At 67.2% G+C, this 24,070-nt stretch carries 19 protein-coding genes; 11 read left to right on the top strand and 8 right to left on the bottom strand.

Annotation, left to right across the window (positions count from 1 at the left end):
* Nucleotides 1-13 precede the first annotated feature (13 nt).
* Nucleotides 14-520 (bottom strand): metallopeptidase family protein, encoded by a 507-nt coding sequence (locus H9639_RS12530; protein ID WP_225219522.1) that lies wholly within the window; start codon nt 518-520, stop codon nt 14-16.
* 238 nt (nt 521-758) lie between these two features.
* Here H9639_RS12530 and H9639_RS12525 point away from each other — a divergent pair, with 238 nt between their 5' ends.
* From H9639_RS12525 to ahcY, 3 genes are all read left to right on the top strand, one after another.
* Nucleotides 759-1,157 carry a DUF3499 domain-containing protein gene (locus H9639_RS12525; protein ID WP_191808392.1) on the top strand — a complete coding sequence of 133 codons (399 nt, stop codon included), beginning with the start codon at nt 759-761 and terminating at the stop codon, nt 1,155-1,157.
* Nucleotides 1,158-1,255: 98 nt separating this feature from the next.
* A complete protein-coding gene (locus H9639_RS12520) occupies nt 1,256-1,486 on the top strand; it encodes a Trm112 family protein (protein ID WP_191808443.1) in 231 nt (76 codons plus the stop codon).
* A complete protein-coding gene (ahcY, locus tag H9639_RS12515) occupies nt 1,483-2,967 on the top strand; it encodes an adenosylhomocysteinase (protein ID WP_191808391.1) in 1,485 nt (494 codons plus the stop codon). The genes H9639_RS12520 and ahcY overlap by 4 nt, the downstream gene beginning before the upstream one ends.
* Before the next feature lie 63 nt (nt 2,968-3,030).
* On the opposite strand, the gene H9639_RS12510 is transcribed toward ahcY, so the two are convergent.
* Nucleotides 3,031-3,837, bottom strand: a complete 807-nt coding sequence (locus H9639_RS12510) for an RDD family protein (RefSeq protein ID WP_191808390.1) — start codon at nt 3,835-3,837, stop codon at nt 3,031-3,033.
* A 160-nt stretch (nt 3,838-3,997) separates the two neighbouring features.
* On the opposite strand from H9639_RS12510, the gene H9639_RS12505 reads away from it, so the two are divergent.
* Nucleotides 3,998-4,993 (top strand): stage II sporulation protein M, encoded by a 996-nt coding sequence (locus H9639_RS12505; RefSeq protein ID WP_191808389.1) that lies wholly within the window; start codon nt 3,998-4,000, stop codon nt 4,991-4,993.
* Between the two features lie 128 nt (nt 4,994-5,121).
* Nucleotides 5,122-6,804: a DUF1461 domain-containing protein gene (locus H9639_RS12500; protein ID WP_225219521.1), complete on the top strand. Its 1,683-nt coding sequence runs from the start codon at nt 5,122-5,124 to the stop codon at nt 6,802-6,804.
* Nucleotides 6,805-7,000: 196 nt separating this feature from the next.
* On the opposite strand, the gene H9639_RS12495 is transcribed toward H9639_RS12500, so the two are convergent.
* Together H9639_RS12495 and H9639_RS12490 are read right to left on the bottom strand one after the other, a co-directional pair.
* The gene (locus tag H9639_RS12495) at nt 7,001-8,815 is read right to left on the bottom strand and encodes an AMP-dependent synthetase/ligase (RefSeq protein WP_191808388.1); all 1,815 of its coding nucleotides are present in this window, start codon (nt 8,813-8,815) and stop codon (nt 7,001-7,003) included.
* Nucleotides 8,816-8,859: 44 nt separating this feature from the next.
* Nucleotides 8,860-10,530, bottom strand: coding sequence for a dolichyl-phosphate-mannose--protein mannosyltransferase (locus tag H9639_RS12490; RefSeq protein ID WP_191808387.1), 1,671 nt, complete (start codon nt 10,528-10,530; stop codon nt 8,860-8,862).
* A 121-nt stretch (nt 10,531-10,651) separates the two neighbouring features.
* On the opposite strand from H9639_RS12490, the gene rsmI reads away from it, so the two are divergent.
* Both rsmI and H9639_RS12480 read left to right on the top strand, forming a co-directional pair.
* Nucleotides 10,652-11,503, top strand: coding sequence for a 16S rRNA (cytidine(1402)-2'-O)-methyltransferase (gene rsmI, locus H9639_RS12485; RefSeq protein WP_318242081.1), 852 nt, complete (start codon nt 10,652-10,654; stop codon nt 11,501-11,503).
* 153 nt (nt 11,504-11,656) lie between these two features.
* Complete coding sequence (locus H9639_RS12480; protein ID WP_191808386.1) at nt 11,657-13,135, top strand: NAD-dependent succinate-semialdehyde dehydrogenase; 1,479 nt, start codon at nt 11,657-11,659, stop codon at nt 13,133-13,135.
* Between the two features lie 149 nt (nt 13,136-13,284).
* Here H9639_RS12480 and H9639_RS12475 read toward each other — a convergent pair whose 3' ends face one another.
* Genes H9639_RS12475 through H9639_RS12465 form a run of 3 tightly spaced genes read right to left on the bottom strand, consistent with a single transcriptional unit; the run spans nt 13,285 to nt 18,230 of the window.
* On the bottom strand, nt 13,285-15,693 hold the full coding sequence (locus tag H9639_RS12475) for a transglutaminase family protein (RefSeq protein WP_191808385.1): 2,409 nt from the start codon (nt 15,691-15,693) through the stop codon (nt 13,285-13,287).
* Nucleotides 15,690-17,147, bottom strand: coding sequence for a DUF58 domain-containing protein (locus tag H9639_RS12470; protein ID WP_191808384.1), 1,458 nt, complete (start codon nt 17,145-17,147; stop codon nt 15,690-15,692). The genes H9639_RS12475 and H9639_RS12470 overlap by 4 nt, the downstream gene beginning before the upstream one ends.
* Before the next feature lie 24 nt (nt 17,148-17,171).
* The gene (locus tag H9639_RS12465; protein ID WP_191808383.1) at nt 17,172-18,230 is read right to left on the bottom strand and encodes an AAA family ATPase; all 1,059 of its coding nucleotides are present in this window, start codon (nt 18,228-18,230) and stop codon (nt 17,172-17,174) included.
* 172 nt (nt 18,231-18,402) lie between these two features.
* On the opposite strand from H9639_RS12465, the gene H9639_RS12460 reads away from it, so the two are divergent.
* Together H9639_RS12460 and H9639_RS12455 are read left to right on the top strand one after the other, a co-directional pair.
* Nucleotides 18,403-19,320 carry a TatD family hydrolase gene (locus H9639_RS12460; protein ID WP_191808382.1) on the top strand — a complete coding sequence of 306 codons (918 nt, stop codon included), beginning with the start codon at nt 18,403-18,405 and terminating at the stop codon, nt 19,318-19,320.
* Between the two features lie 281 nt (nt 19,321-19,601).
* A complete protein-coding gene (locus tag H9639_RS12455; protein WP_318242077.1) occupies nt 19,602-20,729 on the top strand; it encodes a transglycosylase family protein in 1,128 nt (375 codons plus the stop codon).
* Nucleotides 20,730-20,752: 23 nt separating this feature from the next.
* On the opposite strand, the gene H9639_RS12450 is transcribed toward H9639_RS12455, so the two are convergent.
* A complete protein-coding gene (locus H9639_RS12450; protein ID WP_191808381.1) occupies nt 20,753-21,982 on the bottom strand; it encodes a helix-turn-helix domain-containing protein in 1,230 nt (409 codons plus the stop codon).
* Between the two features lie 234 nt (nt 21,983-22,216).
* On the opposite strand from H9639_RS12450, the gene rsmA reads away from it, so the two are divergent.
* Entirely contained in the window at nt 22,217-23,095 is an 879-nt protein-coding gene (gene rsmA / locus H9639_RS12445) for a 16S rRNA (adenine(1518)-N(6)/adenine(1519)-N(6))-dimethyltransferase RsmA (protein ID WP_191808380.1), read from the top strand.
* On the top strand, nt 23,092-24,057 hold the full coding sequence (locus tag H9639_RS12440) for a 4-(cytidine 5'-diphospho)-2-C-methyl-D-erythritol kinase (protein WP_191808379.1): 966 nt from the start codon (nt 23,092-23,094) through the stop codon (nt 24,055-24,057). Before rsmA ends, H9639_RS12440 begins: the two co-directional genes overlap by 4 nt.
* The last annotated feature ends 13 nt before the right edge of the window (nt 24,058-24,070 follow it).

Here is a 24,070-nt window from a genome sequence, read left to right as displayed (position 1 = left end):
GGCGCGGTGGGGCTTAGAGCGGCCGGAACCGCCCATAGGTTGGATCTATCGATTCCGGTTCCATGCCCTTGAGCGAGGCGAGTTGTTCCACCACAACGTCGTGGATCAGTTCGCTGACGGGGACCAGCCCCCGGGCGGTTGACTCCACCGGGCGCCGGTAGACGGTAATAACCGGAGGTTTGGGTCCCCGGCCCGGAGCGGAGGAAGCCAGGGGAATTGATCCGCCCTGGCGCACCAGTTCTTCGAGGCCGTCCGGGATTTCCTGGACTACGAACTGATAGGACTGGATGTCTTCACCCCAGAGGCGTTCGAGCCGCTGGGCGGACTCCATGACCCACTCGTCGAACCGCTCCGCCCGGGTGCGGGATCCAGCGAGATGAGCCGGCAGCAGTTCTCCGCGAAGACCCCGGCCATGACGGTTACGCCGGCGCAGGTGGAACGGACGCGGCGAAACGGGATCGGCGGCGCCGGTGCCGGATCCGCCGTCGAGCCTGATCCGAAAGGACGCTCCTGGGGACATGCCACTACTCTAGTCCGGACCACGCCGCCGGGGGAGTTCGCCGCGCTCCCTCACCCGCCGCGTTCCTCCGCCCCGATCCTGCCCCACCGGCTCCTGCCAGGCTCCCGCGCGCCCCGGCTGTCCGGCCCGGCTCCTGTCCGGCCCACGCCCGCCCCGGGCCCGTACGGGGAAGATCAGCCGGGTGGCAGCGCGGCGTGGCTGCACGCTGGCGGCGGGCACCGGGGTAAAGTGTTCCTCCGTGGGATCCTTACGTCTTTGTTCACGTTCAGCGTGCCGGCAGGCCGCCGTCGCTACCTTGACGTACGTTTACGCCGATTCCACGGCAGTTCTGGGCCCGCTGGCAACCTACGCGGAGCCGCACTGCTATGACCTCTGCGAGCTGCATGCCCAGCGCCTTACCGCCCCCCGGGGCTGGGAAGTGCTGCGGCTTGACCTTGGCGGCCAGTCCCGTACCCCCGGACCCGATGAGCTTTCCGCCCTGGTGGACGCCGTCCGCGAAGCCGGGATGGAGCCGGAACCGGACGACGAGCCGGCCCGGCGCAGCGGCAGGCACGCCCTGGAACCGCCGGTTGACCTTACCGCGGGCCGCCGGTCCCACCTGCGGGTATTACGCGAAGATGTCCGCGAACAGAGCTGACACTGCCCCGCAGTCCGTTCGCCATTAGGCTGGAATCATCAGCCGGGAGAACCACGGCCGGCGCATCATCAACCGTTTCGCAAGGAAGTGCTGTACCCATGGCTAACCTGACCGCCGATCTTCTGGACACGCTGCGCTGCCCGCAGACTCATTCACCGCTGAAGCAAGCCGGCGACGAACTGATTTCCACCGCCCCGGGCCCTGACGGCCAGCCCGTCCGCTACCGCATCGAAGAGGGCATTCCCGTCCTTCTGATGCCTGCCGGAGATCCTGCCGCCGCGAACCCCGCAGCCGAAGAATCCACCAGGAACGAGGAAACCCACCCGTGAGCATCGACTACAAAGTAGCTGACCTGTCCCTGGCCGAAGCCGGACGCCACCAGATCCGGCTGGCCGAACACGAGATGCCCGGTCTGATGGCCCTGCGGCGTGAATTCGGACCCAGCCAGCCGCTCGCAGGAGCCCGGATTGCCGGTTCCCTGCACATGACAGTGCAGACCGCCGTACTGATCGAAACCCTCACCGCCCTGGGCGCCGAGGTCCGCTGGGCTTCCTGCAACATTTTCTCCACCCAGGACGAGGCCGCCGCTGCCGTGGTTGTGGGCAGCGGCACGCCGGAAGATCCGCAGGGCGTGCCGGTCTTCGCCTGGAAGAACGAGACGCTGGAAGAGTACTGGTGGACCGCTGAGCAGATCCTCACCTGGCCTGAGGGCTCCGGCGGACCGAACATGATTCTGGACGACGGCGGTGACGCCACCCTCCTGCTGCACAAGGGGGTGGAATTCGAAGCTGCCGGCGCCGTGCCGGCCAACCCGTCCGAAGACGATCCTGACTATTCGCACGAGTACACCATCATCCTGGACACCCTGCGCCGGTCGCTGGCCCAGGCACCGGGGAAGTGGACGGAAATCGCCAAGGGCATCCGCGGCGTCACCGAGGAAACCACCACCGGCGTCCTGCGCCTGTACCAGCTGGCCGCCGAGGGGCAGCTGCTTTTCCCGGCGATCAACGTCAACGACTCGGTGACCAAGTCCAAGTTCGACAACAAATACGGCATCCGCCACTCCCTGCCGGACGGCCTGAACCGCGCCACCGATACGCTGATCGGCGGCAAGGTTGCCGTGGTCTGCGGCTACGGCGACGTCGGCAAGGGTGCCGCCGAGGCCCTGCGCGGCCAGGGAGCCCGGGTCATCGTGACCGAAATCGACCCGATCTGCGCGCTGCAGGCCGCCATGGACGGCTACCAGGTGGCGCGCCTCGAGTCAGTTGTGGGGCAGGGCGACATCTTCATCACCACCACGGGCAACAAGGACATCATCATGGCGTCCCACATGGCGCAGATGAAGCACCAGGCGATCGTGGGCAACGTGGGGCACTTCGACAATGAAATCGACATGGCCGGGCTGGCCCGGGTGCCCGGCATCCGCAAGGTCGAGATCAAGCCGCAGGTTCACGAATGGATCTTCGATGAGGGCACGGAGTCCCAGCGCAGCATCATCGTCCTCTCCGAAGGCCGGCTGCTGAACCTGGGCAACGCCACCGGGCACCCGTCCTTCGTGATGTCGAATTCCTTTGCGAACCAGACCATCGCCCAGATCGAACTGTTCACCAAGTTCGGACAGACCAAGGAAGACGGCAGCCCGGAGTACGCCAACCAGGTGTACGTGCTGCCCAAGATCCTGGATGAGAAGGTGGCCCGACTGCACCTGGGTGCCCTCGGCGTCGAGCTCAGCGAACTGACCAAGAGCCAGGCCGAATATCTGGGTGTAGATGTGGCCGGTCCCTACAAGCCGGACCACTACCGCTACTGAGCAGCCCGGTAACGCTCAACAACACCTGCGGCGCCGCGCCAAACCCGCGGCGCCGCAGGTGTTTTAACGGTCCGCGAACGGGAGCCGGTGCAGCCGCTCAGCGACCTGTCCTGCGCGCACGCGCTGCGCGCTGAGCCGGACGAAGTCGCGGTCCCGCCGCTGCGCCATCACGGCCCGCAGATAGGCTTCCGGAACAGTCCCGGACGGGGGAGGCGGGGAAACAAACGCCGAGACCTCGGTGGCCAGGGAAGCGCCCAGCGCAGCACGTGCCGGCGGTGTCATCCGCTCAGCCTGCGCCAGAAACCGGGCCACCCGCCGGGACAGGGGATCCGGAAGACGCCCGATGTCCGCCAGCGCGGCCCAGGGGGCCAGCTCGGCGGGCATCACCACTACGGGCGGAGGGGGAGCTTTCACCCGCTCACGCATGGCATAGGTGCCCGCGAGCATGTCCCCGAGACGCTTGGACTTCTCATTAAAGACAGCCACGAGAAATGCCAGCGACCCGGCCAGCATGTAGATTTCCAGGACTGCCAGGATCCCGCGGGTGAAGGCCTGCCGGAAGCGCACAGCGCCGCCGTCGTCACGCACGATCCGCAGCCCCATGATCAGGCGGCCCAGCGATTTTCCGCGGCTCAGGGTCTCGACGGCCACCGGAATCACCAGAATCACCAGCACGACGGCGGCCAGCAGAAGAGCGCGGGTCAGCGCCGGATCCAGCGCGCCGCTAAAGGTGTTGCCAACCAGATAAAAGAGCAGGAAAAGCAGCAGCAGCGCGGTGATCACGTCGATGATCGTGCTCAGCGCCCGGGCCGCGAACGACGCCGCACGCAGTTCCAGGACTACGGCCTCACCAGTCACGACCGTACTCATACCAGCCTCATGCTTTCCCCATGTCTCTGCGCTGTCTCCCCATGTGGAGTCCACTCTACCCAGCCGGGTGCGCGCGGGGGCGGGGACGGCAGGCGGCTGTCTCTGCCGGGTCAGGCGTGGCAGCGGGCCGGGCACCTCCGGCTCCGGTTAGGGTGGAGGCGTGGACATGGATGCCTTCGCCGCCGTGCACCGGGAAGACTGGCAGCGGCTTGACGAACTCACCGCACGCCGCCGGCTGACCGGTGCAGAAGCTGATGAGCTGCTGCTGCTGTACCAGCGTGCGTCCACGCACCTGTCGGTAATCCGGTCCACCGCACCCGAGGGGGCTTACTCCGCAGCGCTGTCCATGCGGCTTTCCCGTGCCCGGACGCGTTTCACGGGGGCCCGGTCCAATTTCCTGGAAGACGTTGCCGGATTCTTTGTGTACTCGCTCCCGGCGGCCTTTTACCGGGTCCGGTGGATGACCGCCGTGATCGGTGTGCTGTTCACGCTGGTCGCCGTGCTGGCTGGATACTGGGTGGTTAATACACCCGGAGTGCTCGCTGCCATGGGGACGGATGCCGAGCTTCGCCGCTACGTGGAGTCCGACTTTGCAAACTACTACTCCGAGAATCCGGCCGCTTCCTTTGCCGGGATGGTGTGGACCAACAATGCGTGGATCGCCCTGCAGGCGGTCGCCTTTGGGGTCACCGGAATCTGGGGTCCTTACGTCATCTACCAGAATGCCATTGGCGTAGGCACAGCCGGCGGGACCATGGCGGCCTTTGGTGAGCTGGACACGTTCTTCAGCTATATCCTGCCGCACGGCTTGATGGAGCTGACCGCCATTTTTGTTGCTGCCGCCGCGGGCCTGCAGATTTTCTGGGCGCTGGTTGCTCCGGGGCCGCGGACACGGGTGACGGCACTGGCACAGGAAGGCCGGTCCCTGATGACTGTTGCCCTGGGCCTGGTGGTGGTGCTCTTTATCTCCGGGCTCGTCGAGGGCTTTGTTACTCCCAGTGCTCTGCCGGCATGGCTGCGGACAGGGATTGGGGCGCTGGTACTCGCCGGGTACTGGGCCTACACGCTGATCCTGGGGAAGCGCGCCTATGAGGCCGGGTACCGGGGCGATCTGCTCTCCCGCGATGCCGGTGAATCAGCGGTCCGGAGCGCCTGAGGTTCCGCCCCTGCCAACGCGGCCTGCGGCGATTCGGGGTGGCACCCTGATTCGGTGGGTGCGGGCCGGTAGGGTCTAAGAAGGACGGAACCGGACCCCCACCACCGGTGACTTCATACAGGATTGGGATGAGAGACAAAGCAGTGGCAAGCCAGGACCAAGACCCTACAACGGAACCCGCCCCTGCCGGTGAAACCCCTGCCGGGAAGGACACCGGCCCCAGCGACGCCAGCGAGACGATTGTCAGCGGCAGCCACGCCGCGGCCACGAGCGCGCGCCCAGCCAACGCTGCTCCTGCTGAGCATGATGCCTGGGATGCGGAATTCGCAGGCTTGTCCAGCTCCGATGCAGCCGACTCTGCAGCTCCTGCCGATCCAGGCGCGGCTGCCGATCCAGGCGCGCCTGCCGATCCAGGCGCGCCTGCCGATCCTGCTGTACCTGCCGATCCTGCTGCTCCTGCCGAACTTGGCGGCCTGACGGAAACCGGTTTGCCGGACGCCCCGGCAGACCGGCGCACGGCCGGCGGAAAGGACGCCGGTGGAAAGGCAGCCAGTGGAAAGACGGCAGCCGGAAAGAGCGAGGTTCCCGGCGGACATCCGTCCGTGGCGCAGCGCAGCACCCTTCCGATGCGCGCCGCCAGCACCATGCCGAACCTGAGCCGCTACGACTCAGCCGCGGATGCCCGCCCCACCGAGGACAAACCTGCGGACGCTGCCGGTCTCAACCCGGCCGAGACTCACGACGCCGTGACTAACGACGCCGAGACTGAAGCTGCCGAGACTAACGCTGCCGCTGAAACTAAGGGTGATGCGAAGACCAGCCGAAACGCCGGTGCCGCCCGGGAAGAGACTACCGCCCGGAAATCAGCCGCAACGGAACAGACATCTGCAACGAAACAGCCAGCCGCAACTAACAGTGCCGGTGGCGAACACAAGGACGCGGACGGCGGCCCCTGGTATGTCTCCGGGGCCGAGCATTCCGCCGCCAATACCGGGAGTGAGCCGGAGCAGGATGCTGAGGATGCGGCCATCCAGGACGCGGAAGCCCAGCGCCGGTCCTTGGAACGGGAACGGGCTGCGGCTGCCAAACCGGTTCTTGGGCGCGTGGTTCAGGTGATGATCGCCGTCTTTTTCCCCGTGATGCTGCTGGCGGCAGCTATCCGCGCTGTCGCCACCCCGATGTTCCTCTGGACCGAATACCACCGGCCCGGGTTCCCGGCGGACAGCTTCGGATTCTCGACGGAAGACCGCATGACTTACGGCTCCTACGCCGTGGACTATCTGCTGAACTTTGCCTCGCCGCGGTATCTGGGTGATCTGGTGACACCGGACGGGGACCCCCTGTACCTGGCTTCCGAAGTCTCACACATGGCGGACGTGAAGATGGTCCTGGGGATCGCCTTCCTGAGCGCCCTGGGCATGGCACTGCTAAGCATCGCCGGTGGAATCTACCTCGCCCGGCGCTGCCCCGGCGGGATCCGCCGGGCGCTGTTCGCCGGAGCCGTGGCTACGCTGGCGCTGATTGCTGGCCTGCTGGTGGCTGCTGTCCTCGCCTGGGAACAGTTCTTCACCCAGGTCCACAGCATTTTCTTCTCGCAGGGCAACTGGACGTTCCGGCTGGATGACACGCTCATCCGGCTCTTCCCCTCCCAGTTCTGGATGGACTCAGGTGGAACTGTTGCGGCGCTGGTGCTGTTGGCCAGCATTATCGTCCTGGTCTTCACCTGGCCGACGAAGCGCCGGCGTGAGCGCTCCCGGCTGGCGAACGAGGCAGCCCGCCGCCGGTACCTGGAATCCCTCGAGTCCGTTTAGCGCCTCAACCGGCATTACCGGCACCGCTGCAAGCGCCGCCGCCAACAAGCAAGGTCCGCCCCGGAGCCCGGGGCGGACCTTGCTTATTGGAGCACTTGCTGCCGCGGACTTGAGTTCCGCAGCACGTGAGTTCCGGCAGCATGTGATTCCCGGGAATGCCGGGGCTGATGCCGGAGTTCCGCCTGCGGAAGGCGTGCTACTTGAGGTAGAGCTTGTCGACCTCGGCCGAGAAGTCGGCCATCACGGCCTGGCGCCGTAGCTTCAGCGTGGGCGTGACATGCCCGGCCTCAAGGGAGAAATCGCGGGGCAGGATCGTGAACCGGCGGATCTGCTCGGCCCGGGAAACCATTGCGTTGGCAGCGTCCACTGCCTCCTGGACCTGGGCCTGCACCACCGGATGCTCGGCGGCGGGGACCTCCTGGACGTTATGCCCCTGCTCCCGCGCCCACACGTCCACGGCCTCTTCATCGAGCGTGACCAGCGCGCCGACGAAGGGACGTCCTTCCCCAACGACGACCACCTGGGAAACCAGCCGGTGCTCCCGGATCTTCTCCTCCAGCGGTCCGGGAGCAACATTCTTGCCGCCCGCGGTCACCAACAGGTCCTTTTTCCGGCCCGTAATGGTGAGGAAGCCGTCCTCATCCAGGGTGCCGACGTCGCCGGTATGGAACCAGCCGTCCGTGAACGCTTCAGCGTTCGCGGCAGGATTCCGGTAGTAGCCGTTGAAGACGCCTACCCCCTTGACCAGTACTTCGCCGTCGGCCGCAATCCGCACCGCATTTCCCGGCATCGGCAGGCCTACCGTGCCAACCCGGGTCAGAGGCATCGTATTGACCGTGGCAGGGGCTGTCGTTTCCGTCAGGCCGTAGCCTTCCAGGACCGAGATACCGGCGCCGCGGAAAAAGTGGCACAGCGCAGGGCTGAGCGGGCTGGCCCCGGAAATGGCGATGGACAGTTTTCCGCCAAAGGCATTCCGCACTTTCGGGTACAGGAGCGCATCGAAGACCCGGTGCCGCAGGCGGAGCGGCAGCGAGGGACCCTTGCCACCCCGGCCGGCACGGTCCACGGCTTCGGAGAAGGCGACGGCGGTTGCCGCAGCGGACGCGAAAAGCCGGCCCTTGCCGGCGGCCTCGGCACTTTCCTGGGCGCCGGTGTAGATCTTCTCGAAGATGCGGGGGACCGCGAGCAGGAACGTGGGCTGGAATGTCTTCATATCGTCAACCAGGGCAGCTGCGCTGGCCGAATGGCCCAGCTGCACGCCGGCAGCCAGGCAGCCGATCTGGACGGCGCGGGCCAGGACGTGGGCCAGCGGGAGGAACATCAGGGTCCGCGCGCCGGGGGCCTTCAGCATCTCGGGGAGCAGCTCGATCACGTTGATGCCAAACACGGCGAAGTTGCCGTGTGTGATTTCGCAGCCCTTCGGACGCCCGGTGGTACCGGAGGTATAGACCACGGATGCGGTGTCCTGGAGCCTGCGGGCCGAGCGGGCAGCCTCGAGCCTGGCGTCACTCACGCCGGTTCCGGAGGCTGCCAGGGCGGGCAGGCCGCTGGCGTCGTCGACGTCGGTCAGGTGCCACAGGGAAACCTCAAGGCCGGCCGCGCCGGCGCCTGCCGCGATGACACTGGCCTTCGCTGCATCTTCGGCGAACACGACTCTGGCCCCGGAATCCTCCAGGATCCATTGGACCTGGCTGGCAGAGGAGGTTTCGTAGATCGGGACCGTCACGGCGCCGGCGAACCAGATAGCGAGGTCCACTACGGTCCATTCATAACGGGTGCTGGACATAACGGCCACGCGGTCACCCGGCCGGACGCCCTGCTGAAGCAATCCCTTGGCTGCGGCGGAAACCTCGTCGAGGAACCCGGCAGCGGTGATGTCCTCCCACCCGGCATCGGACCGGCGGGCATACAGCGGCAGATCCGGTGACCGGGAGGTCAAGCCGAGCAGGATGTCGGTGATGTTGGAGTCGGCGGGCAGCTCGACAAATAAGTCCGTGGAGGATTCGCGCACTGCGCCACTCTCATTTCCGTGCTTATGGCACATTGCGTTGAGACCTAGATCCAGCTCGGCATCCACATTCGGAGCCGCCAATCAGAATAGGGGATGTTCTCCGCAGTCCATACCGGATAGAAGAAGGCGGAGACAAGAATAACAGCGAGCAGGAAGCAACCGACGCCGATTGCGCCGCGCCGCCTGCGCAGGGCGGTATCCGTGTCCCGGCCCAGGACCAGGCCCAGAACATAGGTCAGGGCCAAAATCAGGAACGGCTCGAAAGACACGGCATAGAAGAAGAACATGGTGCGGTCGGGGAAGGCGAACCAGGGAAGATAGCCGGCAGCGATCCCGGAGAGGATGGCCCCGGCCCGCCAGTCCCTGCGGCCGAGCCAGTAGGCCAGCAGCACACCGAGGCTGAGCAGAGCCGCCCACCAAATCAGCGGATTGCCTACGGAGGTGATGGCGGAGGTGCAGGTCTGGAAATTGCACCCCGGGCTTTCGGGATCCGGCGACTCATAAAAGAAGGACGTTGGCCGGCCCAGGAACAGCCAGGTCCAGGCATTGGCCATGTAGGAGTGTTCCGAGGTCAGGCCGTTGTGAAATTCGTAGGCGCTGCGGTGGTATTCCGCCAGGGAGCGGAGGGAATCCGGAAGCCAGCCGAAAGTCTCAGACGGGTTGGTTTCTGCCCAGTGCCGCCCATACGAGTCCGACGCGCGGAACCAGCCGGTCCAGGTGGCCGTGTACGTGGCCAGCGCGGCGGGGATGAGCGTGAAGAACGCCGGAACACCGTCCTTCAGCAGGGCCAGGGGCCAGCGGCGGATCCCGGCAACGCGGCGGGCGCTCACATCCCAGAGCACCGTCATCAGACCGAAGACGGCAATGAACGCCAGCCCGGACCACTTTGTCCCTACCGCGAGTCCAAGGCAGACACCGGCCGCGAGGCGCCACGGCCGCCACAGCAGCCAGGGCCCCGTGGCCAAGGCGGCGTAAGGCGGTGCACTGCCGGGCGCCGCGGCGAGTTTGCGCGCCAGCCTTCGCCGGCCGTCGTCGCGGTCCAGCAGCAGCGCACCAAAGGCGGCCAGCAGCCAGAAAGCCAGGAAAATATCCAGCAGGGAGGTCCGGGACTGGACCAGGTGGTGTCCGTCCACCGCCAGGAGGATACCGGCCGCAGCGCCAAGGAGCGGAGAACGGAAGAGCCGGTAGGCAATCAGCGCCAGCATTAGGACCATCAGCGTGCCGGCTACGGCAGCGGAAAAACGCCAGCCGAAACTTGAGCCGGGGCCGAAAAGCGCCATCCCGAAGGCGATCATCCATTTACCCACCGGTGGATGAACCACATACTCCGGCTCGTCCAGCAGGCCGCCGGGCTGGCCGGCGGCAAAGGAATCGTTGGCATCCTCCGGCCAGGCGCGTTCGTAGCCCGAGATCAGGTAGGAGTAGGCGTCCTTGACGTAGTAGGTCTCGTCGAACACCAGGGTGTCAGGCTCACCAAGCCGGATAAAGCGCAGAACACCCGCCAGCAAGGCTGCGCCCAGTGCGGCAGCCCAGGCCCAGCCGGGCGCGGGAAGCGCGGCACCGAGCAACCGTCCCCGCAGCGCCTCATAGGAGAACGCGCTTCCCGGATCCAGTACGGCGGGCGCCTGTTCCCGGGGCGGCGCTGGGGTCAGGGACACGGTCACGCGCTCAACTCTATAGCCTGTCGCGTAGGGTTGAGGGGTGGACTCAAGCATCGATGGACCCCCGCAGGCTGCAAGCACCGAAGGACCCGGGGACAGCGCTCACGCTGCTGCCCGGGAAGCCGGACCAGGGCAGCGTGCCGGGGTCGCCGGAACCGTCCGGGGTGCGGGACAGATCGTGCTGGCGGCCACGCCGATTGGAAACATGGGCGACGCCACCGTCCGGCTGATTGATCTGCTGCAGCATGCAGACGTGATCGCCGCGGAGGACACCCGGCGGCTGCACCGGCTGGTCAGCGCCCTGGGCATTAGTACCTCGGGCAAAATCCTCAGTTATCACGAGCATAACGAGCAGAACCGTACTGCTGACCTGCTGGAGCTGGTCCGCGGCGGAGCAACCCTGCTGATGGTTACCGACGCCGGTATGCCTTCGGTCTCCGACCCCGGCTACCGGCTGGTGGAGGCTGCGGCAGCCGAAGGCATTTCCGTGACAGCGGCGCCCGGGCCCTCCGCGGTTCTCACGGCCCTCGCCCTTTCAGGTCTGCCGACCGACCGTTTCTGCTTTGAGGGATTCCTGCCCCGCAAGGCAGGGGAGCGGGCCGGACGGCTTGCGGACCTGGCTGCCGAACGCCGCACCATGGTCTTCTTCGAGGCACCGCACCGGCTGGAGGCGATGCTGCGGGCACTTGACGCTGCCTTTGGCGGTGACCGCCCGGCCGCCGTCGCCCGCGAACTGACGAAGCTCCATGAGCAGGTGCTGCGGGGACCCCTGCACGAACTGCTCGAATGGGCGGAGGGCACGGAAGTCCGGGGCGAGATCGCCGTCGTCGTCGGCGGTGCCGGTGAAGCCGCACCGGAGGCGCCGGAAGACCATGTGTCGGCCGTCAACGAGCTCATCGGCCAGGGATCGCGGCTGAAGGATGCCGTGGCGAGCGTGGCCTCCGACGCACGCATCAGTAAGCGTGAGCTGTATTCCGCGGTGCTCGCCGCCCGCAGTGGGGATGACGCCGGCAAGGCCGGGAAATAGGGCGCCGCCCGCAGACACGGAGCCAAATGCACAGTGACCGGCCGGTTTCGTTGTGCAGGAATGCATTTACAGTGCTCCGCGCGCGACTTACGGTGAGTTGAGCACCGGGTAAATTGTGATCCGGAAAAACCCGCATATTTTGGAGGCACACCCATGGCTGTAACAGCTGAACGCGAGGCCGAACTGCTGGCCCAGGTTCCGACCGGCCTGCTGATTGACGGACAGTGGCGTGATGCCACCGGCGGGAAGACCTTCGAAGTCGAGGATCCCGCAACCGGCAAGGTGCTCCTGAGCATTGCCGATGCCAGCACCGAAGACGGCGCCGCTGCGATGGATGCCGCCGCAGCCGCCCAGGATTCCTGGGCGCAGACCCCGCCCCGGGTCCGCGGCGAGATCCTCCGCCGGGCCTATGAACTGGTGACCGCGCGCACCGAGGACTTTGCGCTGCTGATGACCCTGGAAATGGGCAAGCCCTTGGCTGAGGCCCGCGGCGAGGTTGCCTACGGTGCCGAGTTCCTGCGCTGGTTCTCCGAAGAAGCCGTCCGCGTGACCGGCCGCTACGGAATGTCTCCGGACGGCAAGTCGCGGATCATGGTCGCCAAGAAGCCGGTTGGTCCCTGCCTGCTGATCACGCCGTGGAACTTCCCGCTGGCCATGGCGACCCGCAAGATCGCTCCCGCGGTTGCCGCCGGCTGCACCATGGTGCTCAAGCCCGCAAAGCTCACTCCGCTGACGTCCCAGCTCTTCGCCGCCGTCATGATGGAAGCCGGCCTGCCCGCCGGTGTGCTCAACGTCGTGTCCACGACCAAGGCCGGCGAAGTGACCGGACCGATCATGCAGGATGACCGCCTGCGGAAGGTCTCCTTCACCGGCTCCACCCCCGTGGGACAGAACCTGCTCCGCGACGCCGCCGACAAGGTGCTGCGTACCTCGATGGAACTGGGCGGCAACGCCCCGTTCGTGGTCTTCGAAGACGCCGACATCGACAAGGCTGTCGAGGGCGCCATGGCGGCCAAGCTGCGGAACATGGGCGAAGCCTGCACCGCTGCCAACCGCTTCATCGTGCATGAGGACATCGCGGACGAATTCTCCGAGAAGTTCGCTGCCAAGGTCGGCGCCATGACCATTGCCCGCGGCACAGAGGACGAATCCAAGATCGGCCCGCTCATCGACGCGAAGTCCCGGGACAAGGTCCACTCGCTGGTCGAGGACGCAATCGACGGCGGTGCCACCGCTGTTGTCGGCGGGGCGCCCGTGGACGGCCCCGGCTACTTCTACGCACCGACCGTGCTGAAGAACGTTCCTGCCGGTGCCCGCATCCTCAAGGAAGAGATCTTCGGCCCGGTGGCTCCGGTCATCACCTTCTCCACGGAGGCTGAGGCCGTCAAACTGGCCAACGCCTCCGAATACGGTCTGATCGCCTACGTTTTCACCGAGGACCTGAACCGCGGCCTGCGGATCGGCGAGAAGCTCGAAACCGGCATGCTCGGCCTGAACGCCGGCGTCATTTCCAATGCGGCCGCCCCGTTCGGCGGTGTCAAGCAGTCCGGTCTGGGCCGTGAAGGCGGCGACGAAGGCATCGAGGAATACCTCTACACGCAGTACATCGGCATCGCTGACCCCACCGCGTAATTTCTGTCCGGCCTGACTTCGGGCCGCAGGATGGAGAAAGGGGCCCGTGCCCCTCAAAACCTGGAAACACCAGGCAGCGAACTCGAACGGCCGTTGCACCACCCACAGTTTGGGAGGTGCAACGGCCGTTCGGCTTTTAAGCGCCGGGGTCAAGACCGCCGGCCACGCCCCAGGGAGGCCGGGATGAGGGCAGCCTTGATCCGGGTTCCCAGCGGAACCACGGAACGCAGTCCGGCGGCCAGTATGCCGACGTCGGCCCAGGAGGAGCTGGCCCGGTCCAGGCGTGCGGCTGCCGGACCCGAGGATCCCGGGGTACCTGACAGTCCAGGGGCCCCTGACAGTCCCGGCGCACCAGCGGCGGAAACCGGTGCCGCATAGGCCTCGGCCTCGTATGACTGGCGCAGCCGGTCCAAGGCCGCCGCGGCGGGACCGGGCAGCCCGGCGTCCGCCGCCAGCCGGGCGGCATAGGAACGCGGACTGTCGGCGGTCCTGGCTGGATAACCGTAGTCCTGGGCGAGGTCGGCTGCCTCTTCCCACGCCAGCCCGGCACCACCTCCAGCCAGCGCAGCATGGGCACGTTGCCGTCTGCGGGTCCGCCGCCGCCGCAGCCCCCAGGGCGTCAGCAGTGCCAGGACAGCTGCCAGGATCCCGATCCCGGCACCGGCAAACGGTGCCCCGCCTGTCTCGGCGGGTCCCACGGGCTGCGGCTCTTCCGGGGGAGCCGGTGCCGGGGACGGCACCGAAGACGGGGCAGGGGCCGGCAGGCCGCGTGGATCTGCATCCGCCTGTGCCGCGGCTCCCGCGTTCTGCTGCCGGGGTACGGCATAGGCTGGGACAACGCCTCTGGACGGAGTCGGCTCGAAGCGGACCCAGCCGGCTCCCTCCAGGTACAGCTCCGGCCAGGCGTGGGCATCCCGCGAATCCACTACGAACTCGTCCAGCTCCTGGCCGGCGGCTCCGGTGCGGGTCTCATTTGTCGCTCGTCCGGGGGCGTAACCCAGCCCCATCCGGCTGGGGATTCCCACTTCCCGGGCCATAACGGCCATCGCCGAAGCGAAGTGCACGCAGTAACCCGAGCGTTGTTCAAGGAAGCGGGCCAGCACGTCCATGCCGTTGCCGTCGTAGCCGCCATCCACCGGGGCATCGAGTGAATACGTGAAACGGGGTCCGCGCAGATAGGACTGGATGGCCAGTGCCTGATCATAGGGTGCCGTTTCAGTTCCCACTGCCTCCCGCGCCATGTCCCGGATGACCTGCGGCAGATCATCAGGCAGATCAGTGAAGACCGGGTCCACAGCGTCTTCCGGCGCGGGCCCGATGCCGCGGAGCATCTCGCTCGTTACCGCCGGGCTCACGCTGCGCACCTGGTACTCGGCTTGCGGATCAGCGCTGCCGTCCGCAGAAAGTATGGTCATGGTCGAGGGATCCCAGGTCCAGGTCCCGCCGACTTCTGACACCGAGGAGGGGGCGTAGGGAGCAAGCAGCCACGGGCTCGAATAGGTCTGCGATCCGATGACCGTCGTCGTCACGGACGCCGGAATTGCCGGGTCCGTGCTTTCTGCCGGAACCATGGCTGACGTGCCAAGCTGGCGCGAATCGGACCGGGTATCCGGTGCCCACCGGCTGCCGGAGAAATCCTCCAGTGTTGTGGAGCGGAGGTAGACCGGCCGCGGGGAATCCGTGGCATAGGTAATCCGGCCGGTGGCGCTGGGCTGGCGCAGATCGTTGCCCAGCGTGACCACCGGATTGAGCCCGGTGGTACCGGAAAAGAAGTCGATCCGGGCTCCCTGGGGAAACGCACCGGAACTGAATCCCGGGATGGCCAGCGGGAGCAGCAAGGCTGCCGCGACCGCACCGGCTCCGATGCCCACCGCCCCGGCAACATGGCTGCCGGGGTTCCGGCCGGAACTCGCGTCCGCACGTTCCTGCCAGGCCCCCGCAGCAAGGACCAGGAGGAACCCCAGCGCGGCGGCGAGGAAACCTGCAGTACCGACGCTTTGCGGTTTGATGATGCCTGGCACCAGCAGGACGGTGAACAGGCCCAACCCGCTGGCAGCAGGCATCCGCAGGGTGACGGCCAGCGTGTCAACCAGGACGGTGACCAGCCCCACTGCCAGACAGGCAACAAACACCACCCCCCGGTCAGGGAGAACCGGAATCACCTGGGATATAACCACGGTTTGGGCATCAGAGAGCAGCTGCCCGGCCCGGGCCGCTGTCCCTGCGGTGGGGATAACCCCCAGTAACGCCGTATCGAAGCAGAACATCCAGGTCAAGATCATGGTCAGTGACACCATGCCGGCAACCGGAACCAGAACGGTGGGGAACCGGAAGCGCCGGGCCAGGGCCGTGGCCACGGAGACAGCGGCAACCGACAGGGTCAGCGGCCACAGCCAGGCGAAACCCTCCAGTACTCCGTGGATGCTCAGGGAGCAGAGGAGCACCGCCGTGGCGGCAGCTGCTCCGGTGACCCACTGGGCTGAAGCGCGGCGGCCGTCGGCCTGGGCACGGCCGGTGGCCGGTGGCCGGGAGCGTGGGCGGGTCAGGGACGCGGTCATGTCAACCGGCCCTCGGGGATGACGGTCCGGGCCAGGGGCTCGCCCGCTCTGGACCACACAGCGGCAATTGGCTGCGACGGCTCGACGGCAAGCACAGTCCAACCGGCGGAGCGCAAAACAGTGCGCGCCGGATCCACGCTGCCTGGGCGTTCGCCGACCAGGATGGCCATAGCGGTGGGAACATAATCAGCAGCCGGGGCCATCCGGTGGGCGTCCTCTTCGCTGATCTGACCGGCAATCACCACCAGCGGGCCGCGGTTCCGTTGGTCCTGCAGGGTCTGCGCCAGTTCGTCGCCGAAAGGGGCAAGGGGGCCGGCCGGCGGCTGCACGCCAGTCCAGTCAGCGCTCGCCGGCACGGCCCGGCCCGCGGGATCCCGCCGTGACGGCGAGAAACGCTGCGGCTCTGGACGCGGGGAAGCCGCCCCTGCTGCCGGTTCCAGTCCCAGTGCTGCCAGTCCCTCACCCAGGTCAAGGACGCCCTCCGCGCCGGTGAAGGTGTCTGTCTGCGGTGCCGCGGCGGAGGGGGAACGGGCCAGGCCCGGCCGCGCCATGGCGTCAACGAGCCGGACCGAGAATCCATGCTCCATCAGATGGGCGCCAATCGACATCACGGCAGAGACAGCCCACTCAAAGGACTCGGAACTGGCCGGGGCCGAGGCATCCGGGCTGTCAGCCCAAAAAGCGGAAAGAAACCCTTGATCGTAGGATGCCTCCCGCTGGTCAAGGAGGATCGTGGCGCGCGGAGTCGTCACGGTCTCCTCCTGACGAACCATGAGTTTGCCGTGCCGGGCGGTGGCGGACCAGTGGACTCTCCGCATCGGATCCCCGTCCCGGTACTCCCTGGTGGTCACGTCATCCTGGCTGGGGATGCCGTGCTGCCTGGTGCTGACCGTGCCGTCGGCGCCGCGCAGCCCGTCCAGGACGGCGGCGGGCAGTTCGACGGGGGCTGGTTTGACCACTAAATCATCGGTCCCGCCAAGTGTGTGGCGCAGGACCGCCAGACCAAACGGATCGTGGAATGCTGCGCTGACCGGGCCGATCTGATAGAGGCCGCGGCGGGAGGAACGCAGCCGGTATTCGTACCCGCTGACGCCACCCGTGCCCGCGCCGGCGGCCGGAAATGCGAACTCCGGGCTCGCTCCGAAACGGGCCGGCAGCCCTTCGCGCATCACGGCTGTGCCGCCAAACGGCCGGAGCGGGGTAAGGCTCAGCGAAATATTCACCGCGTTACCGGCATCAGCCGCCGGCGGGGAGAAAGTCCGCTGGACCCTAAAGGCCGGACGCAGCAGCCGCAGTGCGAGCACCGATGCCAGGGGGAGCAGGATCAGGAACACGGCCAGCAGCAGCAGGTCGCGCCGGCCCAGCACCTGTGCCCCCAGCAGAGCCACAACACCGGCCGCAGCCACGCCGAAGCCGCGGCCGGTAAGCATACGTGTACGGACTCTGGACAGCATGACCCTCCTAGGCCGGGGAGAATGCTACGGCCGGGTCACACCAGCGGCTCCGGGCGGACGGGGGACAGGCACCTTGGCCAGGATCGTCCGCAGCACGGACGCCGGGGTCTCTCCGGCACTGAGTGCCTTGCGCTCGAGTATTAAGCGATGGGAGAGGACCGCTTCGCCCAGACGCGCGACGTCGTCGGGCAGGACAAAGTCCCGTCCGTCGAGGGCGGCGCGGGCTTTGGACGCACGAAGCAGCTGCAGCAGAGCCCGCGGACTGGCACCGAGCCGGACCTGCGGGTGCGCCCGGGTGGCGGCACCGATTGCGACTGTGTATTCCTTGACCGCGGAGGAGACGTAGACATCCCGGACGCGGTTGGTCATGGCAGCAATATCCCGGACGGAAACCACGGGAACGATCGACTCCAGCGGGGACACCGACTGATGGGACTCGAGCATGTCGATCTCCGATGCCATGTCCGGGTACCCCAACGAAATCCGTGCCATGAAGCGGTCCCGCTGCGCTTCCGGCAGGGCATACGTGCCCTCCATCTCCAGCGGATTCTGCGTGGCGACAACCATAAACGGCTCCGCCAGACGGTACGTGCCGCCGTCGACGGTTACCTGGCGTTCCTCCATGCATTCGAGCAGGGCGGACTGGGTTTTGGCGGAGGCCCGGTTGATTTCGTCGCCGATCACAATGTTGGCGAAGACCGGACCGCGCCGGAACTCGAACCGGTGCGCATCCTGGTTATAGATTGACACCCCGGTCACGTCGGAGGGCAACAGATCCGGAGTGAACTGGATCCGGGTGACCGAGCAGTCCACCGCACGGGCCAGGGTTTTGGCGAGCATGGTCTTGCCGACGCCGGGAACGTCCTCGAGGAGAACGTGGCCCTCCGCGAGAAGAACCGTCAAAACCAGCCTGGCAGCCTCATCCTTGCCGTCAATGACTGTGTTGATCGCGCCGAGGATGCGTGTGCTTGCCTCCAGAAACGAATCGGCCGCACCCTGCGCACCTCCTCCGGACAGCTGGGAAACCGCTGTGTCCGAGGCAGTAAAACCGGTGGTGGCAGCGGATGTGTTACGAGCGTCCATGGATACCTTCCAAGTCTCGGCGAAGACAGCCGGGACTCTCGTGCAGAAACACGGCTGGCGACAGCGTGCCCCCTGACGGCAGATGACGGTGACTGCGGGGAAATACCTTCCGGGCTGCCGGCCGGGGCCACGTTTCTACGTACAGGGTACAAGCTCACTTAGGCTTAAAGACATGAGTATCCACAGCGGTTATGTTCCGGGTCAGATACCGCAGACCTACGTGTCGCTGCCACACAGCCGCCGGGAGGACGGCAAAGCCGGCGACAAAGCGTTCGCTCCCGCCCCCGAGCCGCTGCCGGTGCCGGTGATGGACAACCACACCCACCTGGACTTTGGCGGGCCCGGCGCCTTGTCTGTTGCTGCAGCTCTCGACGCCGCCGCAGCCGCCGGGGTCCGGGGCGCGGTCCAGGTTGGAACGGATCTGGAATCATCCCGGGCAGCTGTTCAACTGGCGGGGGAGGACCCCCGCCTGCTGGCCGCGGTGGCGATCCACCCCAACGACGCACCGGCGCTCGCGGAGCTCGGAACGCTGGACAATGCGCTCGCTGAAATCGAATCCCTGGCGTCCCACCCCCGCGTCCGGGCGGTAGGCGAGACCGGCCTGGACTACTTCCGTACCGGAGCGGACGGAGTGGGAGCCCAGCAATACTCCTTCCGCCGGCACATTGACATCGCCCGCAGGCTCGGGATTGCCCTGCAGATACATGACCGGGACGCACATGAGGACGTGGTCAAGGTGCTCGGCGAAGAGGCCCAACCCCCTGCAGTCGTCTTCCATTGCTTCTCCGGTGATGCCGGCCTGGCACGGATCTGCAACGAGAACGGCTGGTACATGTCCTTTGCCGGGACCGTTACGTTCCGCAATGCCGAGGGCATCCGGAACGCCCTGTCTCTTGCGGATCCGGAGCTGATCCTGGTGGAAACCGATGCTCCGTTCCTGACGCCGCACCCGTACCGGGGACGGAACAACGCCAGCTACATGATCCCGTATACGGTGCGGGCGATGGCTGAAATCCGGGGTGCTGAGCTCAGCGCTTTCTGCGCGTCAATTGCCTCGAACACCGAGCGCGTTTACGGCTCCTGGGACTAAGCGCCGGCGCCGGAGCGGAGCTCCGCCGCGGATAAGTGCACAACAGCCCGGTTTGCCCGCAGATCACGGTTCGGTTACGGTAAGGACCTATTAGCCGGGGTCGGGGAAGGCTTCCGGACTGATACCACTGCCTCCGCGCGTTCGTCCCGGTCTGTCACAGGACCGGGATAACTGCGCGGTGATGGTCCCTGCCTGCACCCGCCGGCGCTCCGTGAGACCCGGAGGCCCGCCCGGCGTGTGCCCAGTCCCCGTGCCCGGAAGCTGTGAACGTTTGGAATTCCGTGGCAACTGCATTCGTCAGACGCGCCCTCAAGCTGGGCGGCCAGGCCGCCGTTATGGTGGCGCTCATCCTGGGACTCGTGGCCTTCGTCGGCACGAATAAGTCCGTCGTCCTGGCTGTGGACGGCGAAACCAGCGACATCATGACCTTCGGGGGAACGGTCGAGGAGGTCCTCGCCAAAGCGGACATCCAGCTGACTGCCGCGGACCGCGTGGTCCCCGCCCCTGACACCGAGGTGCTGGACGGGTCCCGGATCGAAGTCACAACGGCTAAGACAGTCAACGTTAACGTTGACGGCACGGGCCATACAATCCAGACCACCGGATCCACGGTGGCGGACCTCATAACAGAGCTCCGCGTCTCGGCGAATTCCTCAGTTTCGGCATCATTGGACACCTCCCTGGCCAAGCTGAGCGGACTGTCCATCTCCACTCCGAAAACCGTTCTGCTCGTTGCGGACGGCAAATCCACCGAAATCGAAACCACAGCGGAAACCGTCGGAGCCGTCCTCGAAGAGGCCGGCATCGAGGTTGGTCCCGCCGACCGGCTCTCCGCCCCGGCCCGCGCCGACCTCGCGGACGGAATGGTCCTGAAGGTGACCCGTGTGGTCACCGGAACCCAGGACACAGTCACCGAAGCCGTGCCGTTCGAAACCCGCTCGGTGGAAGACCCGGAGCTGCTCGAAGGGGAAAAGCAGGTCACCACCGCCGGGGTTCCCGGTGAGCGCACCCTGGTGTTTGACACCGTTGTCCTCGACGGGCGGGAAGTCAGCCGCAGCCTGGTCAGCGAAAAGCTCAGTGCTGAACCGGTGACCGAAACGGTGGCCGTTGGCACCAAGAAACGTCCCGCAGCTCCCGCCCCCGCCGGTGGAACTGCTCCCTCCGGCGGCAGCTGGGCGGCCCTGGCCCAGTGCGAATCCGGCGGAAACTGGCACATCAACACCGGAAACGGTTACTCCGGCGGACTCCAGTTCAGCGTCCAGAGCTGGCTCGGAGCCGGCGGCGGCGCATACGCCCCGATCGCCAGTGAGGCCACTCCCGAACAGCAGATCGCCGTGGCAGAGAACCTCCGGGCCAACGGCGGCTGGGGCCACTGGCCTTCCTGCGCACGCAAGCTCGGACTGCTCTAGGACCGGCGCCGGCAGCATAAGCATCAGCCCTGGCACCCTTGCGACAGCGAGGCCGCCAGGGCTTTTGCATGCCCGGATCTGTCCGCCGCACCGGCCCTGCGGAAGAGCGCCTCACTTTCCGCTAACCGGGCGGCCGCCGCACAGCTCCTGCCCAGGGATGCCAGGCTCAGTCCAAGCTGCAGGGCCACCTCCGCGGCGGTCTGCGGGGCAAGGACGGTCCGCTCCGCATAGGCCGCGGAGAGCAGATTTACGGCCTCGGCGTGGTTGCCCTGCAGATGCTGCCACCGGCCCCGCGAATGCAAAAGTTCCACAGCATCCGTCCGGGATTCCCCCACCACAGCCAACGCCGTTTCCGCGTGCTCAATGCAGTTCAGGGTTTGAGCATCATGCAGCCCGGAGGACAGCCGCATGCTGGCCGAGGCCTTGTTGAAAGACGCCCACAGTCCCAGATCCAGCCGGGGGCTCAGCAACGCTGCGGCCTGCTGATGGAACCGGACACCGGCAGCCGGGTCTCCGCGGCGGAATGCCACGTTACCGACCGTCCAGAAGCCTTTGCCCGCGAGCTGGGAATCGGGCACCGTATCCAGCAGCGGCACCAGGAACACCCGGCAGACTTCCCAGGCCTGCGCCAGCCGCCCGCTTTCGGTGAGTGCCGCGGCCAGCGCCTGATAAGCCTCGAGCAGCCCGTCATTCCCCGCCGGAGCCTTCTGTGCGGCCGCTACCGCAGCCTGCGCCTGGCGTACTGCTTCACCCAGATGCCCCCGGCCCTGGTGGGCGGTGGCCAGCAGCGCCTTGGCCCGGGCCCGGAGGGACAGCTGCGCCAGCGCCAGGGGATGCCTGGCCAGCAGGGAAGCCCGGAAAACGCAGCCTTCGAAATCACCGAGCCTCAGCTGGCAGCGGGCGGCCAGGAACGTCAGCGCCCACCATTCGGGAGGGTCCTGTTCCGCCAGCGCGGCGCGGGCGCCGTCTGCGGCAACGTCACGGGCCCGGCCGTAGTCCCGCTCATCCCACAACTGGTGGGCGGTGAGGCCCAGGTGGAGCGCTCCGTCCGGGCCGGCCGGGCGCGGCAGGGTGCCGGGGGCCGTGGCCAGTCTCTGTGCGAACTGCCTCACCGCGGCCCTGCCCGGCTCCCGCCGTCCGCTCTCCAGAAGTGATACCTCGCGTTCACGCAGCAGGGGCTCACCCAACTCGGACCGGCTCAGGAACCTCTCCCGCCGGGCCGACCGCAGCTTTTCACCAAACGATTTGCCCATCGCCATTCCCGCCGTTCTCGGGGTGCGGCAGACTGGGATTCTGCCGCGGCAAATGATGCTACCGTCCGGCAACGCGCCACGGCAGAGCAGCGGGGGCTAACGCGTAAGGAAAACCATGAAGATACTCCAGGCACCGAATCCCGCATCCGCCGGAACCCGGGTAGGGGACTGGCCCGACTAGGGGACATACGCCCCGGCTCGGGGCTGCAGCGGTGCTGACGCTAGTATTAGGCAGTGACTGAATCCGTTTCCACGCCTGTTCCGCGGCCCCGGCCGCTCCTTGGCGCATCCGACATCCGGGCGCTGGCCGAGGAGCTGGGCGTCCGCCCCACCAAGACGCTCGGCCAGAACTTCGTCATTGACGGAAACACCATCCGCAGGATCGTGGCCGCGGCCTCCGTGAGCGAGGAAGAGACGGTTCTGGAAGTCGGCCCGGGCCTCGGTTCGCTGACCCTTGGCCTGCTTGACGCCGCGCGTGAAGTCGTCGCCGTGGAGATCGATCCGGTACTGGCCGGACGCCTGCCCCAGACTGTCGCCGCCTGGCGGCGGGAAGAGGCCGGCAATCTGCACGTTGTCCTCGCCGATGCCATGCGCGTGACCGAACTGCCGGTGCAGCCAACGGCGCTGGTCGCCAATCTTCCGTACAACGTCGCCGTTCCGGTGGTCCTGCACCTGCTGGAACATTTCCCCAGCCTGCGCCACGGCCTGGTGATGGTCCAGGACGAGGTAGCCGACCGGCTGGCCGCCAAACCCGGCTCGAAGACCTACGGCGTTCCGTCGGTCAAGGCTGCCTGGTATGGAACCATGCGCAAGGCCGGTGTCATCGGCATGAACGTGTTCTGGCCGGCGCCGAAGATCGCCTCCGGCCTGGTGGGCTTTGAACGCCACGAACCGCCGGCCACCCACGCCTCCCGGCAGGAGGTCTTCGCCGTGATTGATGCCGCTTTCGCCCAGCGCCGCAAGACGCTGCGCGCCGCCCTGGCCGGCTGGGCCGGAAGCCCGGCGGAAGCCGAACGGGCACTGCGCGCCGCCGGCGTCGATCCCAGCGCCAGGGGCGAAGTGCTGGACATCCATGCCTACACCCGGATTGCCGAGGCGCGGGCCGCCGTATGACCACCTCCGCTCCGCAGGCCGTGCGCGTCCGCGCGCCGGGCAAGATCAACGTCTCCCTCAAAGTGGGTCCGCTGCGCGCAGACGGCTACCACGCCGTGGCAAGCGTCTACCTGGCTGTCAGCCTCTTCGAGGAAGTCACGGCCAGCGCGGCCGCACAGCCGGGCATCACCGTGCGGGTGGACGCCGGCGGTCCGCTGCGCATCCCGGCGGACGGCATCCCCCTGGGGCCGGACAACCTGGTGGCCCGGGCGGCAGCTGCCCTGGCGGGCCACGCCGGTATCCAGGACCCGGCGGTGGACCTGGTGATCACCAAACACGTTCCGGTGGCAGGCGGCATGGGCGGCGGGTCCGCTGATGCGGCCGCGGCACTGCTCGCCTGTAACGAGCTCTGGGGAACCGGGCTAAGCGCCGCGGACCTGGCTTTGCTGGGAGCCGGACTGGGTGCCGACGTGCCCTTCGCCCTGGCCGGCGGCGCGGCCGTCGGGCTGGGCGTCGGCGATGAGCTCACCCCCGTGGCCGCGGCAGCGCCGCTGCACTGGGTGCTGGTGGCCGCGGACACGGGCCTGTCCACACCGGCCGTCTACCGGCGCCTGGACGCGCTTCGCACTTCATCCGGCGCCGGCACGGAAGAACCGGAAACCGCGGATCCAGCCGTGCTGGCCGCACTGACCGCGGGGAACGCCGCCGCACTCGCCGGCGTTATCCATAATGACCTGCAGCCCGCCGCACTGTCCCTGGCCCCGGCCCTGGACAACGTGCTGCAGCGGGGGAAGGAACTCGGCGCCCTCGCAGGGATTGTCTCCGGTTCCGGTCCCACCCTTGCCTTCCTGGCTGCGGACGCGGACGCAGCCGCGCGCCTGCAGGACGCCCTGCGCGCCGAGGGCCACAACGCCCTGGCCGTTTACGGACCCGCCGCCGGGGCAGAACCCGCGGACCCGGCCGCACCTGCAGACCACACCTGAACCACCGAAGAAA

Source organism: Arthrobacter gallicola, from assembly GCF_014836775.1.
In the GTDB taxonomy this organism is placed as follows: Bacteria; Actinomycetota; Actinomycetes; order Actinomycetales; family Micrococcaceae; genus Arthrobacter_B; species Arthrobacter_B gallicola.
Note: the sequence above shows the minus strand (reverse complement) of the source record. Positions and strands in the feature narration are given on the sequence as shown.

Coding starts and splice junctions, on each gene's coding strand:
- H9639_RS12450 (WP_191808381.1), bottom strand. CDS start 21,982: ATGGGCAAATCGTTTGGTGAAAAGCTGCGGTCGGCCCGGCGGGAGAGG.
- H9639_RS12480 (WP_191808386.1), top strand. CDS start 11,657: ATGGCTGTAACAGCTGAACGCGAGGCCGAACTGCTGGCCCAGGTTCCG.
- H9639_RS12520 (WP_191808443.1), top strand. CDS start 1,256: ATGGCTAACCTGACCGCCGATCTTCTGGACACGCTGCGCTGCCCGCAG.
- H9639_RS12460 (WP_191808382.1), top strand. CDS start 18,403: ATGAGTATCCACAGCGGTTATGTTCCGGGTCAGATACCGCAGACCTAC.
- H9639_RS12470 (WP_191808384.1), bottom strand. CDS start 17,147: ATGCTGTCCAGAGTCCGTACACGTATGCTTACCGGCCGCGGCTTCGGC.
- H9639_RS12475 (WP_191808385.1), bottom strand. CDS start 15,693: ATGACCGCGTCCCTGACCCGCCCACGCTCCCGGCCACCGGCCACCGGC.
- H9639_RS12490 (WP_191808387.1), bottom strand. CDS start 10,530: ATGCTTGAGTCCACCCCTCAACCCTACGCGACAGGCTATAGAGTTGAG.
- H9639_RS12465 (WP_191808383.1), bottom strand. CDS start 18,230: ATGGACGCTCGTAACACATCCGCTGCCACCACCGGTTTTACTGCCTCG.
- H9639_RS12500 (WP_225219521.1), top strand. CDS start 5,122: ATGAGAGACAAAGCAGTGGCAAGCCAGGACCAAGACCCTACAACGGAA.
- H9639_RS12440 (WP_191808379.1), top strand. CDS start 23,092: ATGACCACCTCCGCTCCGCAGGCCGTGCGCGTCCGCGCGCCGGGCAAG.
- H9639_RS12510 (WP_191808390.1), bottom strand. CDS start 3,837: ATGAGTACGGTCGTGACTGGTGAGGCCGTAGTCCTGGAACTGCGTGCG.
- H9639_RS12530 (WP_225219522.1), bottom strand. CDS start 520: ATGTCCCCAGGAGCGTCCTTTCGGATCAGGCTCGACGGCGGATCCGGC.